11 protein-coding genes are annotated in these 13745 nt (G+C 60.0%); 5 read left to right on the top strand and 6 right to left on the bottom strand.

Annotated elements, in window-relative coordinates:
* Window positions 1-10: 10 nt before the first annotated feature.
* The 3 genes from CFB04_RS11300 (at window position 11) to CFB04_RS11290 (ending at window position 3012) form a co-directional block, all read left to right on the top strand.
* On the top strand, window positions 11-1411 hold the full coding sequence (locus tag CFB04_RS11300; protein ID WP_088535367.1) for an aspartate ammonia-lyase: 1401 nt from the start codon (window positions 11-13) through the stop codon (window positions 1409-1411).
* 60 nt (window positions 1412-1471) lie between these two features.
* Window positions 1472-1696 (top strand): NifU family protein, encoded by a 225-nt coding sequence (locus CFB04_RS11295; protein ID WP_088535366.1) that lies wholly within the window; start codon window positions 1472-1474, stop codon window positions 1694-1696.
* 128 nt (window positions 1697-1824) lie between these two features.
* Window positions 1825-3012 carry a phosphatidylserine/phosphatidylglycerophosphate/cardiolipin synthase family protein gene (locus CFB04_RS11290; protein WP_088535365.1) on the top strand — a complete coding sequence of 396 codons (1188 nt, stop codon included), beginning with the start codon at window positions 1825-1827 and terminating at the stop codon, window positions 3010-3012.
* Window positions 3013-3403: 391 nt separating this feature from the next.
* Here the strand turns inward: CFB04_RS11290 and CFB04_RS11285 are convergent, their stop codons facing one another.
* From CFB04_RS11285 to CFB04_RS11270, 4 genes are all read right to left on the bottom strand, one after another.
* A complete protein-coding gene (locus CFB04_RS11285) occupies window positions 3404-4633 on the bottom strand; it encodes an ABC transporter permease (RefSeq protein ID WP_088535364.1) in 1230 nt (409 codons plus the stop codon).
* Complete coding sequence (locus tag CFB04_RS11280; protein WP_088535363.1) at window positions 4630-5361, bottom strand: ABC transporter ATP-binding protein; 732 nt, start codon at window positions 5359-5361, stop codon at window positions 4630-4632. Before CFB04_RS11280 ends, CFB04_RS11285 begins: the two co-directional genes overlap by 4 nt.
* A gap of 173 nt (window positions 5362-5534) precedes the next feature.
* Window positions 5535-6791 carry an efflux RND transporter periplasmic adaptor subunit gene (locus CFB04_RS11275; RefSeq protein WP_088535362.1) on the bottom strand — a complete coding sequence of 419 codons (1257 nt, stop codon included), beginning with the start codon at window positions 6789-6791 and terminating at the stop codon, window positions 5535-5537.
* A 337-nt stretch (window positions 6792-7128) separates the two neighbouring features.
* Entirely contained in the window at window positions 7129-8280 is a 1152-nt protein-coding gene (locus tag CFB04_RS11270; RefSeq protein WP_088536799.1) for a DUF362 domain-containing protein, read from the bottom strand.
* A 126-nt stretch (window positions 8281-8406) separates the two neighbouring features.
* On the opposite strand from CFB04_RS11270, the gene xerC reads away from it, so the two are divergent.
* Both xerC and CFB04_RS11260 read left to right on the top strand, forming a co-directional pair.
* The gene (gene xerC, locus CFB04_RS11265; protein WP_088535361.1) at window positions 8407-9282 is read left to right on the top strand and encodes a tyrosine recombinase XerC; all 876 of its coding nucleotides are present in this window, start codon (window positions 8407-8409) and stop codon (window positions 9280-9282) included.
* A 564-nt stretch (window positions 9283-9846) separates the two neighbouring features.
* Window positions 9847-10950 carry a branched-chain amino acid ABC transporter substrate-binding protein gene (locus CFB04_RS11260; RefSeq protein ID WP_088535360.1) on the top strand — a complete coding sequence of 368 codons (1104 nt, stop codon included), beginning with the start codon at window positions 9847-9849 and terminating at the stop codon, window positions 10948-10950.
* A gap of 110 nt (window positions 10951-11060) precedes the next feature.
* Here the strand turns inward: CFB04_RS11260 and corA are convergent, their stop codons facing one another.
* Together corA and CFB04_RS11250 are read right to left on the bottom strand one after the other, a co-directional pair.
* Window positions 11061-12146 (bottom strand): magnesium/cobalt transporter CorA, encoded by a 1086-nt coding sequence (gene corA / locus CFB04_RS11255; protein WP_088535359.1) that lies wholly within the window; start codon window positions 12144-12146, stop codon window positions 11061-11063.
* Window positions 12147-12166: 20 nt separating this feature from the next.
* On the bottom strand, window positions 12167-13726 hold the full coding sequence (locus tag CFB04_RS11250) for a permease (RefSeq protein WP_088535358.1): 1560 nt from the start codon (window positions 13724-13726) through the stop codon (window positions 12167-12169).
* Between the last annotated feature and the right edge of the window lie 19 nt (window positions 13727-13745).

Genomic DNA, 13745 nt, shown 5'->3' with positions numbered 1-13745 from the left:
AGGATTCGGCATGTCCACACGCATCGAGAAAGATACCTTGGGGGAGGTCGAGGTTCCGGCGGACGCGTATTACGGCGCGCAGACCGCGCGGGCTCTTGCGAATTTCCCTATCTCGGGGCTGAAGCCGCATCCTGCGCTCGTGTGGAGCACCCTCGTCATCAAGAAATGCGCAGCCGGCGCGAACATGGCTACGGGGCGTCTGCCGCAGGAATTGGGGGAGGCTATAGTGCGGGCCGCCGACGAGGCGATTGCCGGCGGGTTGGCTGACCAGTTCGTCGTGGACCCCTTCCAGGCGGGAGCCGGTACCTCTCACAACATGAACGTGAACGAGGTGCTGGCGGCGAGGGCGGGTGAACTGCTCGGCTGCGACAGGGGGAATCGGCAGAAGGTTCACCCCAACGATCACGTCAATATGGCTCAGTCCACCAACGACGTCTTTCCGACCGCCATGAGGATAGCGTCTCTGCGCCTGGTGGAGGGATTGCGTCCGGTGCTGGAGGGGCTGCAGAACGAACTGAGCGAAAAAGGTCGCGAGTTCGACGGTATCATCAAATCGGGGCGCACTCATCTTCAGGACGCCGTCCCGATACGGCTAGGTCAGGAATTCGAGGCATACGCCACCGCCATCCGGAAGAATATGGAGGCCATTGAACGGACGCTTCCAGAACTGTGCGAGCTGGGAATCGGCGCAACCGCAGTGGGTACGGGTCTCAATGCCGAAGACCAATACATCGACCTGGTTGTGGCCGGCATCGAAGCGGAAACCGGTTTTCCAGTGAGGCGCGGCGGCAATCTGGTCGAGCGCACCCAGAACATGGAGCCGTTCCTTGCCCTCAGCTCCGCGCTGAAGGGGCTCTCGGCCAACCTCGTGCGAATCTCCAACGACCTGCGCCTGCTCGCATCCGGCCCCCGCACCGGCCTGGGCGAGATATCCCTGCCGGCGGTCCAGCCCGGGTCCTCCATCATGCCCGGTAAAGTGAATCCCTCCATCGCAGAGATGATGAACATGGTCGGATTTCAGGTGATGGGGGCGGACACGGTGGTGGCGCTGGCCGTCCAGGCGGGGCAACTGGAACTGAACGTTATGATGCCTGTAATTGCATACAACCTGTTGTTCTCGTTGGAGATCCTGACGAACGGTGTGCGCAAGTTCAGCGAGGCGTGCATCTCGGGAATAACCGCCAGCCAGACCCGGTGTCTGCGCTATTTCGAGGAGTCTGTGGGGCTGGTGACGGTGCTTGCGCCCTACCTCGGATACGAGGCTGCTGCCGAAGTGGCGAAGGAGTCGGTCAAGACGGGCCGGAGCGTCAGGGATATCATCGTTGCGCGGGAGCTTCTCACCCCGCAGATGCTGGCGCGCATACTCGACCCGTATCCGCTGACGACCCCGGGAGTGCCGGGGCAGAAGTAATTCTTTTCCAGGAAGCTCTCTGGTACAATGGAAGTACGAAAAACTAAGGAGGAAGACACGATGGTTGAAGACGTAAAGAAAGTTCTGGAGCTGATTCGTCCTGCCCTGCAGAACGACGGTGGGGACGTTGAGCTCGTTGACGTTTCGCCGGACGGAGTGGTCAAGGTGAAGCTTGTAGGCGCATGCGGCCACTGCCCCATGTCCACGATGACCCTCAAGATGGGGATCGAGAAGACTCTCAAGGACAAGGTTCCGGGAGTGAAGGAAGTCGTACAGGTTCAATAGAGCCTTATCCCCCTAGCTTTTATATCGGGACTAAGGGGCGCGCAATTCCGTGTTACGCGCCCCTTTCCGTATCCGGGGCGCATCGCGCAGTAGCTCCGTTTGTCGAATCACCCACTGGGAGGAGTGTAATGTCCCGGCTGCGGCGCAAGCGGCAATTCCGCATATTTCGCACGCCACGGTTCTTCCGCTGGTTCAGGAGGAACACCGAGGCTGCCTGCTCTCCTCAGAACCGGGTCAGGCTCTTCGATACCGGCGGCGAACTCTTTCGGGCGATGATCGAATCCTTCGCCCAGGCCCGCCACCAAATTCTCATCGAGTTCTATATCATACGGAGCGACCGTACCGGCGCTGCCTTCGCTCAGGCCCTTCTGGCGGCGGCGGCCCGGGGTGTCTCCGTCCGGCTTCTATACGACTATGTCGGCTGCTTCGATACTCCCGGTTACTATTTCAGGCACCTCGAAAAAGGAGGTGTACGCTGCATCCCCTTCAACCCTCCCCCCTTTCGCGGGGGTCTTGCGTGGTTCGACCGGCGGGACCATCGTAAAATGGTGCTGGTGGATGGCGCCGTTGCTTTTCTCGGCGGGATCAACATCGGCGATGAATATGCAGCAGGTGAGGAAACCGGCGAGCAGTGGCGCGACCTGGGTGTCAGGATAGAAGGGCCCGCGGTCTCGTTCCTGCAGCAGCTCTTCCTTGAGACATGGGTCGAGGAGAGGGGAGATACGTTCATCCCTGAGGAAACAGCGCTTGCCGACCGGGAGGCGGGTGACGCCTCTCTGATGGTCGTGACTGGAAGTCCCCACCACAACCGCTCCTTCATCCGGAGCGCCTTCATGATGGCCGTTGCGGGCGCTTCCGAGACGGTGAAGGTGCTCACCCCCTATTTCGTGCCGGGGCCCCGTTTCCTCCGCTCGCTGCTGCGCGCTGCGCGGCGGGGAGTCCGCGTCCAGCTGGTGCTACCGGAAAAAAGCGACGTTCCTCTTGTAAGGCTCGTGAGCCGCAGCTACTATGGGCCGCTTCTACGCGCGGGGGTGGAGGTCTACGAGCGGCAGGGCACCATTCTGCACGCCAAGGTCATGGTCATAGACGGTTGCTGGACCGTAATAGGGTCGGCAAATCTTGACCTGCGCAGCTTCCATCGGAATTATGAACTCAACGTGGTGGTGGACAGCCATGAATTCGGGATGCAGGTGGAGAGGGCCATAGAGGAGGACATCCGCCGCTCACACCGGATCGATCTGGTGGAACATGAGCAGCGGGGCGTGTTGGTGCGGTTGATGGAGCGGCTGAGCGCCCCGGCAAGCTGGTTTTTGTGACGCGACGCCATATTCGCGCCCTTCCGCCGCCGGTTCCTCCTCCGGCTCCTCGACGTGGCGCTGCTACGCCTGCGGGCCGTCGATCGTCGCCGACGACGGAATCATCGCGAATCTGGCGCCGCTGATAAGGTTGTTGAAAAACAGCCATCTCGCCGCCGTCCTCGAAAGCTCCCTTGTGCGGCGTAGCGCTGCTACGCCTCCGCGAGAGTTTTCTGCGGGTGCGACGATCTGACTGTTTTTGAACAACCTGCGGCGGCGGTTAAGAAAGTGGACTGTGTCTGCTGTTAGCGGCCTGTCTGCGAGCTCCCCAACTGAACAGGCGGCTAAAAGACATGCCGCAGAGCGTGAAGCAAATTTACTTCTAACTTCTCACGTCTAACTTCTTACCTTTTCACTCATACCGCAACGCTTCTATCGGGTTCAGCCGTGCTGCTTTCCGGGCAGGGTAGAAGCCGAAGAATATGCCGACTGCGGCGGAGAAGAGAAAGGCTATCACAATGGCCTGAGTGGAGATTAGCGTCGGCCATCCCATGAATCTTCCCACCGCCATGGCTCCCGCCACCCCGAGCCCCATTCCTAGAATCCCCCCGCAGGTCGTCAGCAGCACCGCTTCGGTGAGGAACTGGAGCAGGATGTCACGCTGCTTTGCGCCGATCGCCATTCTGATGCCGATCTCCCTGGTCCGTTCCGTCACCGACACTAGCATGATGTTCATGATGCCGATTCCTCCTACGACGAGGGAAATGGAGGCGACGGCCCCAAGAAGGATCGACATGACCCTGGAGGACTGCTCGGAGACTGCCAGGATTTCGGAGAGATTGCGTATGGTGAAATCACGCTCCTTGGACGGCCCGATCCGGTGCCGCTGGTCGAGGAGTGCGATCACCTCCTCTTCGGCCTTTTTCAGTACGTCTGCGCTCTTCGCCTGTACCATCATGGCGTTGACCGTGTTGGGGAACTGGCTGCCGAAAACCTTTCGCTGGGCGGTGCGAAGCGGGATGAAGATGGTATCGTCCTGGTCGGTCCCCTGGGGGGATTGCCCCTTGCGGTCGAGTACGCCGACAACTGTGAAGGGTATTTTTTTGATCCTTATCACTTTCCCGAGGGGGTCGACGCTGCCGAACAGGTTGTCAGCAACGGTCTGCCCGATGAGGCAGTTCTTGGTGGCTCCCTCCACGTCCGAGTAGGTAAGGTTTCGCCCGCTTACCAGGGGCCATTCACGGATCGTCAGAATCTCCGGCGTCACTCCCATCACGATGGTCGACCAGTTCATGTTGCCGTAGACGATCTGCGCCGAACTGCGGACTGTGGGAGCCACCTCTCCCACCGAGGGGCACTCCTCCTTGATGGCACGGGCATCATCGTAGGTGAGGGTCGGGGTGCCGCCGAAGCCGGAGCGCAGGCCGCCGCTGGTAGTGGAGCCGGGGATGACGAGGAGGAGGTTGCTTCCGATGCTGGCGATCTGATCCGAAATCATCTTGCTTGCGCCGGAGCCGATGGCGACCATGGCTATGACGGCGGCGATGCCGATGATGATTCCTAGCATGGTGAGAAGCGACCGCATCTTGTTGACGCGGAGCGCCCGCATTGCGATAAGGAGGCTTTGCCAGAGGGTCGTCATGCACGAGCCTCCTCGGCGAGTGCCGATTTTGCATCCCTGGGGGCTGGATTGACTGTGTCGGAGAGGATGTGCCCGTCGCGGAATATCAGGTGACGGCCGGTGAATGCAGCGATGTCCGGTTCATGGGTGACCATGATGATGGTGATTCCCTGGCGGTTCAACTCCTGGAAGATTCCCATAATTTCGACGGATGTCCTCGAATCCAGGTTTCCCGTTGGTTCATCGGCAAGAAGGATGGAAGGGTCATTCACAAGAGCCCTGGCGATCGCCACCCGCTGCTGCTGCCCCCCCGAGAGCTGGTTGGAGAAGTGGCCCGATCTGCCGGCAAGCCCTACACGCTCAAGAGCTGCCAGTGCTTTTTCATGTCTGGCAGCCGCAGGGACGCGTGCATAGACCAGCGGGAGCTCGACGTTTTCCCGAGCGGTGGTTCTGGGGAGGAGATTGAAACCCTGAAAGACGAATCCGAGCTTCCTGTTCCTGATCTCGGCAAGTTCGTTGGAGGAAAGCTTCCCTACGTCCACCCCGTCCAGCAGGTATTCCCCTCCCGTGGGCACGTCGAGACAGCCGAGCATGTTCATGCAGGTCGATTTTCCGCTCCCTGACGCTCCCATTATGGCGACGAAGTCTCCACGGCGCACGCTGAAGGATACCCCCTTGAGCGCCTCGACCCGCTGGTCCCCCATGGTGTAGACCTTGGTGACGTTATTTACACGAACCACTTCGTCCATCTTATCTTTCTGGGGGTTGTTGAAAAACAGCCATCTCGCCGCCGTCCTCGAAAGCCGCCGTGTGCGGCATAGCCCTGCTATGCCTCCGTGGGGCTTTCTGCGGGTGCGACGATCTGGCTGTTTTTGAACAACCCTGAATATTCAAAACGCTTTGTTTAGCTGGACCTCAACCTCTACATTCTCATTCCCATGGGGGAACGTCCGCCACCCATGCCGCCGCCCATGCCGCCCGACGGCTTCTTCTGCGGGCTTATCTGTTCGACGATCACCGCATCTCCTTCCTTGAGGCTCCCTTCCATCAACTCCACGTTACCGTCTCCGGATATGCCGGTACGTACCTTTACCGGCCGTGGCTTCTGCTCCGCATCCAGGACCCATACCTGCTGCTCGTCCGGGGCTGTCCTGTGTTTCCCTTTTTCGGCGGGTGCTCCGCCCGGGCGACCTTTCGCTTCCCCCCCCGACTTCATCACCTTGTCATCCTTCGTCTTCGGCTTGAACCGGAGGGCTGCCGCCGGCAGCTTGAGCACATTGTCCCTGCGCGATGTCTCGATGCTTACGTTGGCCGTCATTCCCGGCTTGAGCTTCATCTCCCGGTTATCGACATCTATGACCACCACGTAAGTAACTACATTCTGGGCTACTATGGGGGCATTTCTAACCTGGCGCACGGTGCCCGCGAAGCGGACCTCCGGGTAGGCGTCAACGGTGAAGGAAACCGTCTGCCCCACCTTTACCTTGCTTATATCGGCCTCGTCCACACTGGTGTCGATCTGCATCTTCGTGAGATCCTGCGCGATGGTGAAGAGGGTAGGTGTCTGGAACGATGCCGCCACCGTCTGCCCGATGTCTATGTTGCGGGAGACGACGGTCCCGTTTACGGGGGAGCGGATGGTCGAGTAACGGAGGTTGGTTTCGGCCTGGGTGAGGGAGCCGCGGGTCTGTGCCACGCTAGCTTCTGCGGCTTTAGCGGCGGCAGCCGCCATGGCGTAGCGGTTTTCGGCGGTATCGAAGTCCCCCTGGGAGACGATCCCTTCTTTCAGAAGCTGACGGTTGCGTTCCAGGCTGCGTTTTGCGTCATTTAGGTCTGCCTTCGCCTTCTGGAGGTTCGCCTGCGCGCTCAGGTGGTTTCCCCTGCTCTGTTCCACCTGCGCCGAAAAGAGGGAGGGATCTATCTGGGCGATCACCTGCCCCTTCTTTACCGGCGAATTGAAATCGACGAAGAGTTTCTGGATTGTGCCGGAGACCTGCGTTCCCACCTGGACCGTCACGACTGCTGCGAGACTTCCGGTGGCGGCCACGGCGGAGACGACGTCGCCACGCTCGATCTTTGCGGTCCTGTAGGTGACCTCGGGCTTCCTGTCGATGGTGAAATAGGCGGTGAGGGCAATGCCGGCCGCAAGAAGCAGGCCCGGAATGATGTACTTTTTCATGGGGATCCTGACTGAGAAGTTTAGCTGAACGACTGTTCAGGTGACGATTCTTCGCCAAGGTGGGTTCTTTGTCAAGGAGTAATTGCAGTTCTTCCGGTTAAACGGAGCATGGGGATACAGGGATACTAAAAAGCCCCCTTTGCAGGGGGCTCTCTTTCGGGCGCCCGCCACGATCAGGCGGCGGGCCATCTAGGGCAACCTTCTTTGCAGCGGGTTACCGGGCGAAGCATATAGATTGTGGTCCACATAAGCTCTCAGGTCTCCTTTCGCTGTAGATTCCCTTCCCTCGCTCATTCACTGGAGGATAGTTAAATAGTAGTGTCAGCCCGGATAAAAGTCAACCGCGGTTGAAATTAGTTTTAATTAAGGCGATTTTCGCCGCCAGCCGCAGCACCAGTCCCTGTTTGACGGCCAGGGCGGCGTCGGGGCAGAGCTCACGGCAGCAGAAGCAGTGGATGCATCGCTGGTAGTCGAATTTCAGCTTTCCCTCCTCGATGGAGATCGCTCGTGGAGGACATGCCTCGATGCATATGCCGCACATCCGGCACCTTTCAGTGGCGCAGGGGCGGGAGGTGAAGTAGTGGCGGAGGCGGTTCTTGAGAAACCGGGGGAGGCCGAACTGGACGTCTGAAATGTGGGGAAGCCTGAAGGGAGCTCCGCGCAGTTCCTCCAGAGGAGACCCCGCAAGTTCGATGTTCGACCGGTCGCTGCCGGGGAGGCCGAGCTCCCTTGCGGCCCGTTCGACGTAGAGGAGCTTTCGGGGAATCCCGGCAAGCTCCGCGGCAACGACATCCACCGCCACCGGGTCGGTCCCAGCCAGCAGAACGCCTACGTGTCTGGGATCCCCGCTGCCCGGACCGTTTCCTTCCATGCCGATAACCGCATCCACGATCGTCAGGTCAGGAACCCTCAGCAGGCTCAGTTCTACCAGCATCCTCGCAAAGAGTTCCCGGTCCGATCCCGCCTTGAGGTGCCAGGCGGCCTTTCGCGCCCCGACAACCGCACCGAAAAGGTTCTTGACCGCGCAGGTAATTGTCATCATCTCGTGAGTCTTCAGTTTCGGCAGGTTGATGATGCGGTCAGCCTCCAGGTAGGGGCGGGCGATTTCGAACCGGCGGAAGGTGCCGCTCCCCTGGACCTCGACCGAGTCGGAAAATTCTACCAGCTGGGCGCCGGTCTCTCGGGCTACCGCCGAAAGTCCCGTTTTCTCGGTTATACGGGAATATGACCCATAGCCGGGGGAGTCGCCGATAATGGGGATCCCCCCAGCCCGCTGCACCAGCTTCACTACCGCGCGGACCACCTCTGGGTGGGTTGTGACAGCAGCTTCGGGAGATTTTGCGGCCAGAAGGTTCGGCTTTAGCAGCACCCGCTCGCCGGGGAGCACGAACTTCTCGATTCCCCCCAGCGGCGCCAGTACCCGCTCCACCCCTTGTGCGACAAGATTCGGGTCGTATTCGGCGACCCTTTCAAGAACGACCTTGCTCATGGCGACAACTATAGAAGCAGGGCAGGCCGATGTCAAAGCCTGCTTTTCAGCCGCAGGGAGTCACCCTTGACTCGGCGCGCTGTTGCCTCTAGAATCCGCCCATTGAAATGCAGAGCGGGAGCAGCGATGAAAGAAGAGATAGAGCGGTTCTGCCGCCACCTCGCCATTGTCCGTAACGTGTCTCCTCACACGACCGCCGCCTACCGTGTCGATCTCCTGCAATTCCTCGACTTCGTGAGCCGTGAAAGGGGAAGTATTTCTCCGGGGGAGGTGGATCATCTCCTTATCCGGAGGTTCATGGCTCTCCTGCACAAGGACCACCGGAAGAGCTCCATCGGCAGGAAGATCGCGGCAATAAGGGCGTTCTTCAAATTTCTCCTTCGGGAGGGGGTTGTGGCGCGAAACCCGGCGGAGCTGGTTTCCACGCCGAAAAAGGAGAAGAAGGTGCCCTTTCACCTCTCCATAGACGAAGTGACGGCGCTGGTGGAGGCTCCCCGGGGCTCAGATCCGGCCACTCTGCGGGACCGGGCGATGTTCGAGCTCCTCTACTCCTGCGGTATACGTGTCTCCGAACTAACCGGGATGAATGTGGAGAGCATCGACATCGACAGTGGAATCGGGCGGGTCCTCGGCAAGGGGAACAAGGAGCGGATCGTGCCGGTGGGCCGCCACGCACGAGCTGCCCTCGCGGCATACCTTGCTGAACGGGGGAACCCTCCCGGCGACGCTCCTCTCATCGTTAACCTGAAAGGGGGGCGCCTTACCCGGCGCAGCGTCGCCCGGAGCATCGACAAGCACATCCTCCGGCTCGCCACCATGAAGAAGGTTTCGCCCCATACGCTGCGGCATACGTTCGCCACCCACATGCTGGAGGCGGGAGCGGACCTGCGGGCAATCCAGGAACTCCTGGGGCATGCCTCCCTTTCCACCACGCAGAAGTACACGCACGTCTCCATTGACAGGCTTATGGAGGTGTACGACAAGGCCCACCCCCGCAAGTAGTAAGACGGCTTCGCCAAAAGTCCATCTGCTGCGTTGCCTCCTTACCCCCTGCACTGCGGCTTAGCGCTGCTACGCCTCATTTGGGGGGCGTCGGCGCCTTGCGTACGGAGCTTTTTGCTGTGCCGTCGCTGGTTCAAGTAAGACGGCTTCGCCAAAAGTCCATCTGCTGCGTTGCCTCCTTACCCCCTGCACTGCGGCTTAGCGCTGCTACGCCTCATTTGGGGGGCGTCGGCGCCTTGCATATGGAGCTTTTTGCTGTGCCGTCGCTGGTTCGGTACGGCTTCGCCAAAAGTCCATCTGCTGCGTTGCCTCCTTACCCCCTGCATTGCGGCGTAGCGCTGCTACGCCTCATTTGGGGGGGCGTCGGCGCCTTGCATTTGGAGCTTTTTGCTGTGCCGTCGCTGGTTCAAGCGGCTTCGCCAAAAGTCCATCTGCTCGGCCCAGCCAGAGTCCTCCCGACCGCTCCGCTCATTGCGTAACCTATTTATCGCACTGTTTGAATATCTTGATTTTTTACAACATTGGTGTAAATTCTCTGAAAATTTCTGCCCATCGGGAGGGGACATGAAAAAGCTTGTCGTGCTGATGTGCCTGTGTCTGGCGACGGTTGCCTGCACGAAGAAGGAGAAGGAAGCGGATGTCATCAGGATCGGCGCGGCAGGTCCGCTGACGGGAGATATGGCGGTGTTCGGCCAGGACCAGGTGAACGGCATGAAGCTCGCCATCGACGAGTGGAATGCGAAAGGGGGCGTCCTCGGCAAGAAGATCGTGATGGTGGAGGGAGACGATCAGCGCGACCCGAAGCAGGCGGTCTCGGCAGCCAACAAACTCGTGAACGAAGGGGTCGCCGCTGTGGTCGGCCATTTCAACAGCAACTGCTCCATCCCCGCGTCGGCCGTGTATCACAAGGCAGGCGTCCCCCAGATATCCCACGGCTCCACCAACCCGCAGCTGACCGAGCAGGGATTCGCCAGCTTGTTCCGGATCTGCGGGCGCGATGACCAGCAGGGGAAGGTCTCGGCTGTCTATGCGACGGACGTGCTCAAGGCGAAAAAGGTGGCGATCCTCCACGATAAGACGACATACGGACAGGGACTTGCCGACGAGTTCAGGAAAGGTCTGGGCGACAAGGCGCAGGTGGTTGCCTATGATGGAATCGGCGTCGGAGAGAAGGATTACTCCCCCGTCGTGACCAGGATCAAGGCGGCCAACCCGGATCTCGTCTTCTTCGGCGGCATCTATGTGGAAGGCGGGTTGCTCATCAAGCAATTCAAGGCGGTAGGCGGCACCGCACCGTTCATCGGCGGCGACGGCATCATGAGCGGGGAACTCGTGAAAATCGGTGGACCCGCCACCGAAGGTACATATGCGACCTTCGGCCCGGATACGAAAGAAGTCCCCTCGGCGAAAGGGTTCAACGAGAACTACCGGAACCGCTTCGGCGAGCCGGGCGTCTACTCCGTCTACGCCTATGATGCCACTAACATCATCCTGCAGGCGCTCCAGAAGGTTGGCGCGGTGGATGGGAAGAAGCTTGCCGATGCCATCAGAGGGATCGACTACAACGGTGCTCTCGGCCACATCCAGTTCGACGCCAAGGGTGACGTTAAGGAGTCGCCGTATGTTGTGTGGAAGGTGGAAGAGGGGAAGTGGCAGCAGGTTAAGTAACTCTTCTTGCTGCTTGTGACACTGAAAGGGATCGGCTTTGGGCCGATCCCTTTTCTTTTTCCGCATACTTCCAGAGTCTTATGGGAGGGCAGGAGTCGGGACAGTTGCGTTCAGAGCCACTTCTTGTGCTTGAAGAACCCGAGGAGGGAGAGGGCCACGAGGAGCATCAGGATGAGGACGCCGAAGTATCCGTACCGCCAGTGCAGCTCCGGCATGTGTTCGAAGTTCATTCCATATACGCCTGCGATGAAGGTGAGGGGGATGAAGATGGTCCCGATGATGGTGAGGAACTTGATGATCTCGTTCATCCGGTTGGAGAGGGTCGAGAGGTAGATGTCGTGGATTCCGGCCAGCATCTCCCTGTCGGCTTCCACCGTATCGATGAGCTCGACCACATGGTCGTAGACGTCACGCAGGTAGACAGCAACCTGGTCGGAAATCAGAGAAGATTCCCGCCTCCCCAATGCCGCCAGCAGCTCGCGAAGGGGCCACACGCTCCTTCGCACCGCAATCAGCTCGCGCTTCAGCTGCTGAAGGACCCGCGTCGTTGCAGTTGTTGCTTCCGTCAGTACCCGCTCTTCGAGATCCTCGATCCGTTCTCCCATCCCTTCGAGCACCGTAAAGTAGTCGTCTACGACGAGGTCGATGAGGGAATAGGCCAGGTAGTCGGCACCCATGCTCCTGATCCGCCCTTTGTTCCCCCTGATCCGCTCCTTTACCTTGCGGAAGGCATCGCCCGTTATTCCTTCCTGGAAGGAGATGACGAAGTTCCGACCCGTGACGAGGCTCACCTGCTCGCTTCTGAAGCCGCTGTCGGTGGGATGGAGCATCCTGAGGACTATGTAGAGATACTCCCCGTAATCCTCGATCTTCGGCCGCTGAGCCGTGTTGACTATATCCTCGAGAACGAGCGGATGGACCCCCTGTTCGCCGAGCTTCTGGATGATCTCGATTTCGTGGAGCCCCTCGACGTCGATCCATGTCACCGTGTCGGTGTCCATGTAGTAGAAGCTATCCTTGAGGGAGGTGATCTCCCTCTCCTCGAGCCTTCCTTCCCCGTAATCCAGGACGCTGATCCTGATCTCCCTGTCGCTCTTTTCCCCGATGTGGACGAGCGTCCCGGGAGGGAGACCGGATTTGGCGGACCGGCTTCTTACCACTGCCTCTCTCTCGTCGGCCGTTCCTGTTTCGGTCATATCGTTACCCCTTCCGCCCATCAGGCGACGATTCCGGTCCGCTCCGATTCCCTCCCCCGGTTGTAGTAGTGGAGGAGGACAAGGATTAGGGCTGCGATGAGGTAGGCAGCCGCAAATCCGTTCGCCTTCCCGATGCCGAAGCTGTTCTGCACCCCGGCGGGGGTGAGGACGTAGGCGTGGATGATGCCGAAGAAGGAGAGGATGGCGGCGGCAGTCGTCCAGAGCGCCCCCCTCAGAAACTCCCGTTCCACCACGTGTACCATTATAGCCGAAAGAATCATGCAGGTGAGCATGAACCCCTGACTGATCGAAATGATGCCGTAGATGTAGAGGTCGCCGCCGAACTTGGGCGCAATATCGTAGAGGCTCGCGCCGGCCTTGCGCAGCGCCGTCTCGACCAGGAGAAGCGCCCATGCAGCTAGCGCCGGCATGAGCCCCAGCGCCACCGCGGCGCTGTGCCTCTTGGGCACTTCCTGGAACGCCTGGGCGGTGATGATCATCCCGATCCAGAGGAGGATGCCGATCATCGCCTCCAGCGGCACCACCTTGAGGACTAGGGTCACCCCGCCGATGAGGCAGAGGATCGTGATAACGGCGCCATTCAGGATCGAGTATCCCCACCTGGCCCCCATCGCTTTCCACCCTGGGTGCCCGATGTAGATAGTGGTGGGGAAGGGGTTTCCCAGGCAAGCGGCGACGATGGAGCCGAAGCCATTGACTAGAAGCGATGACCTCGTGTCGAATCGGTCGCCGGCAGCCTCGGCGCTCTCCAGGTTCTGGAGCGACCCTATCACATTGAAGAGTGCCATAGGGAATATGACGGAGAAGTACTTCCATCCCTGGCCGTTGGTGAGAAAGGCGAGCATCTCGGCGAAGGAGGTCTGCGGGAGATGAAGGGCGAACTGGTACGGTTCCGGCGAAGGGTTGAAGAAGGGGTATCCGGCCCACCGGAGGATCCACCCCATCGCCACCCCCAGGGCCACCGCGACGAATCCTCCCGGTACACCGAGGGGGAGCTTGACCTGCCCTCCGTAGATGAATATGACGAAGAGGGCGGGGACGAGGGCGATTGCCGGCATGGCGAAGATCTGGAAGACGAACCCCATCGAGATGAAGGTGATGGCGATTCCCGCCAGGCACGATAGGAGCGCCGCCCGGGGGGTATGTTTGCGGAGCCAGTCCCCGACGAAGGCGCCGATCAATTCGAGAACCGCCCCGGCGAGGCAGGCAAAGAGCCCCGCCTGCCAGGCAAGGTTCGGATTCCTGGTCTCGAAGTAGATGGGGGCGATGATGAGGAAAACGAAGGCTATGAGGCTGACGGTGTTGATGCCGTAGGGTAGTGCGGTGACATCCATCCGCCCCGTCGCTATGGCGAGCCTGCGCGCCTGCCAGGCGTAGAAGAGGTTGCCGACGAGTATGGAGAGCGCCGCCCCCGGCATGATCTTCCCGTATACGAGGTCGGGGGGCATTCCGCAGACGTTGGTGCAGAGGACGGCGATGAGCATCAGCTGCAGCAGGTTGTCGACGAACAGCCCGAAGAAGCCGTCGATGTCTCCCCGAACGAACCAGCCTGGTTTCATGGCTTCAACCTCATGCAAG

The sequence above is a fragment of the Geobacter sp. DSM 9736 genome (assembly GCF_900187405.1).
In the GTDB taxonomy this organism is placed as follows: Bacteria; Desulfobacterota; Desulfuromonadia; order Geobacterales; family Geobacteraceae; genus DSM-9736.
The sequence above is the reverse complement of the archived record's forward strand: the minus strand, read 5'-3'. Positions and strand labels throughout refer to the sequence as shown.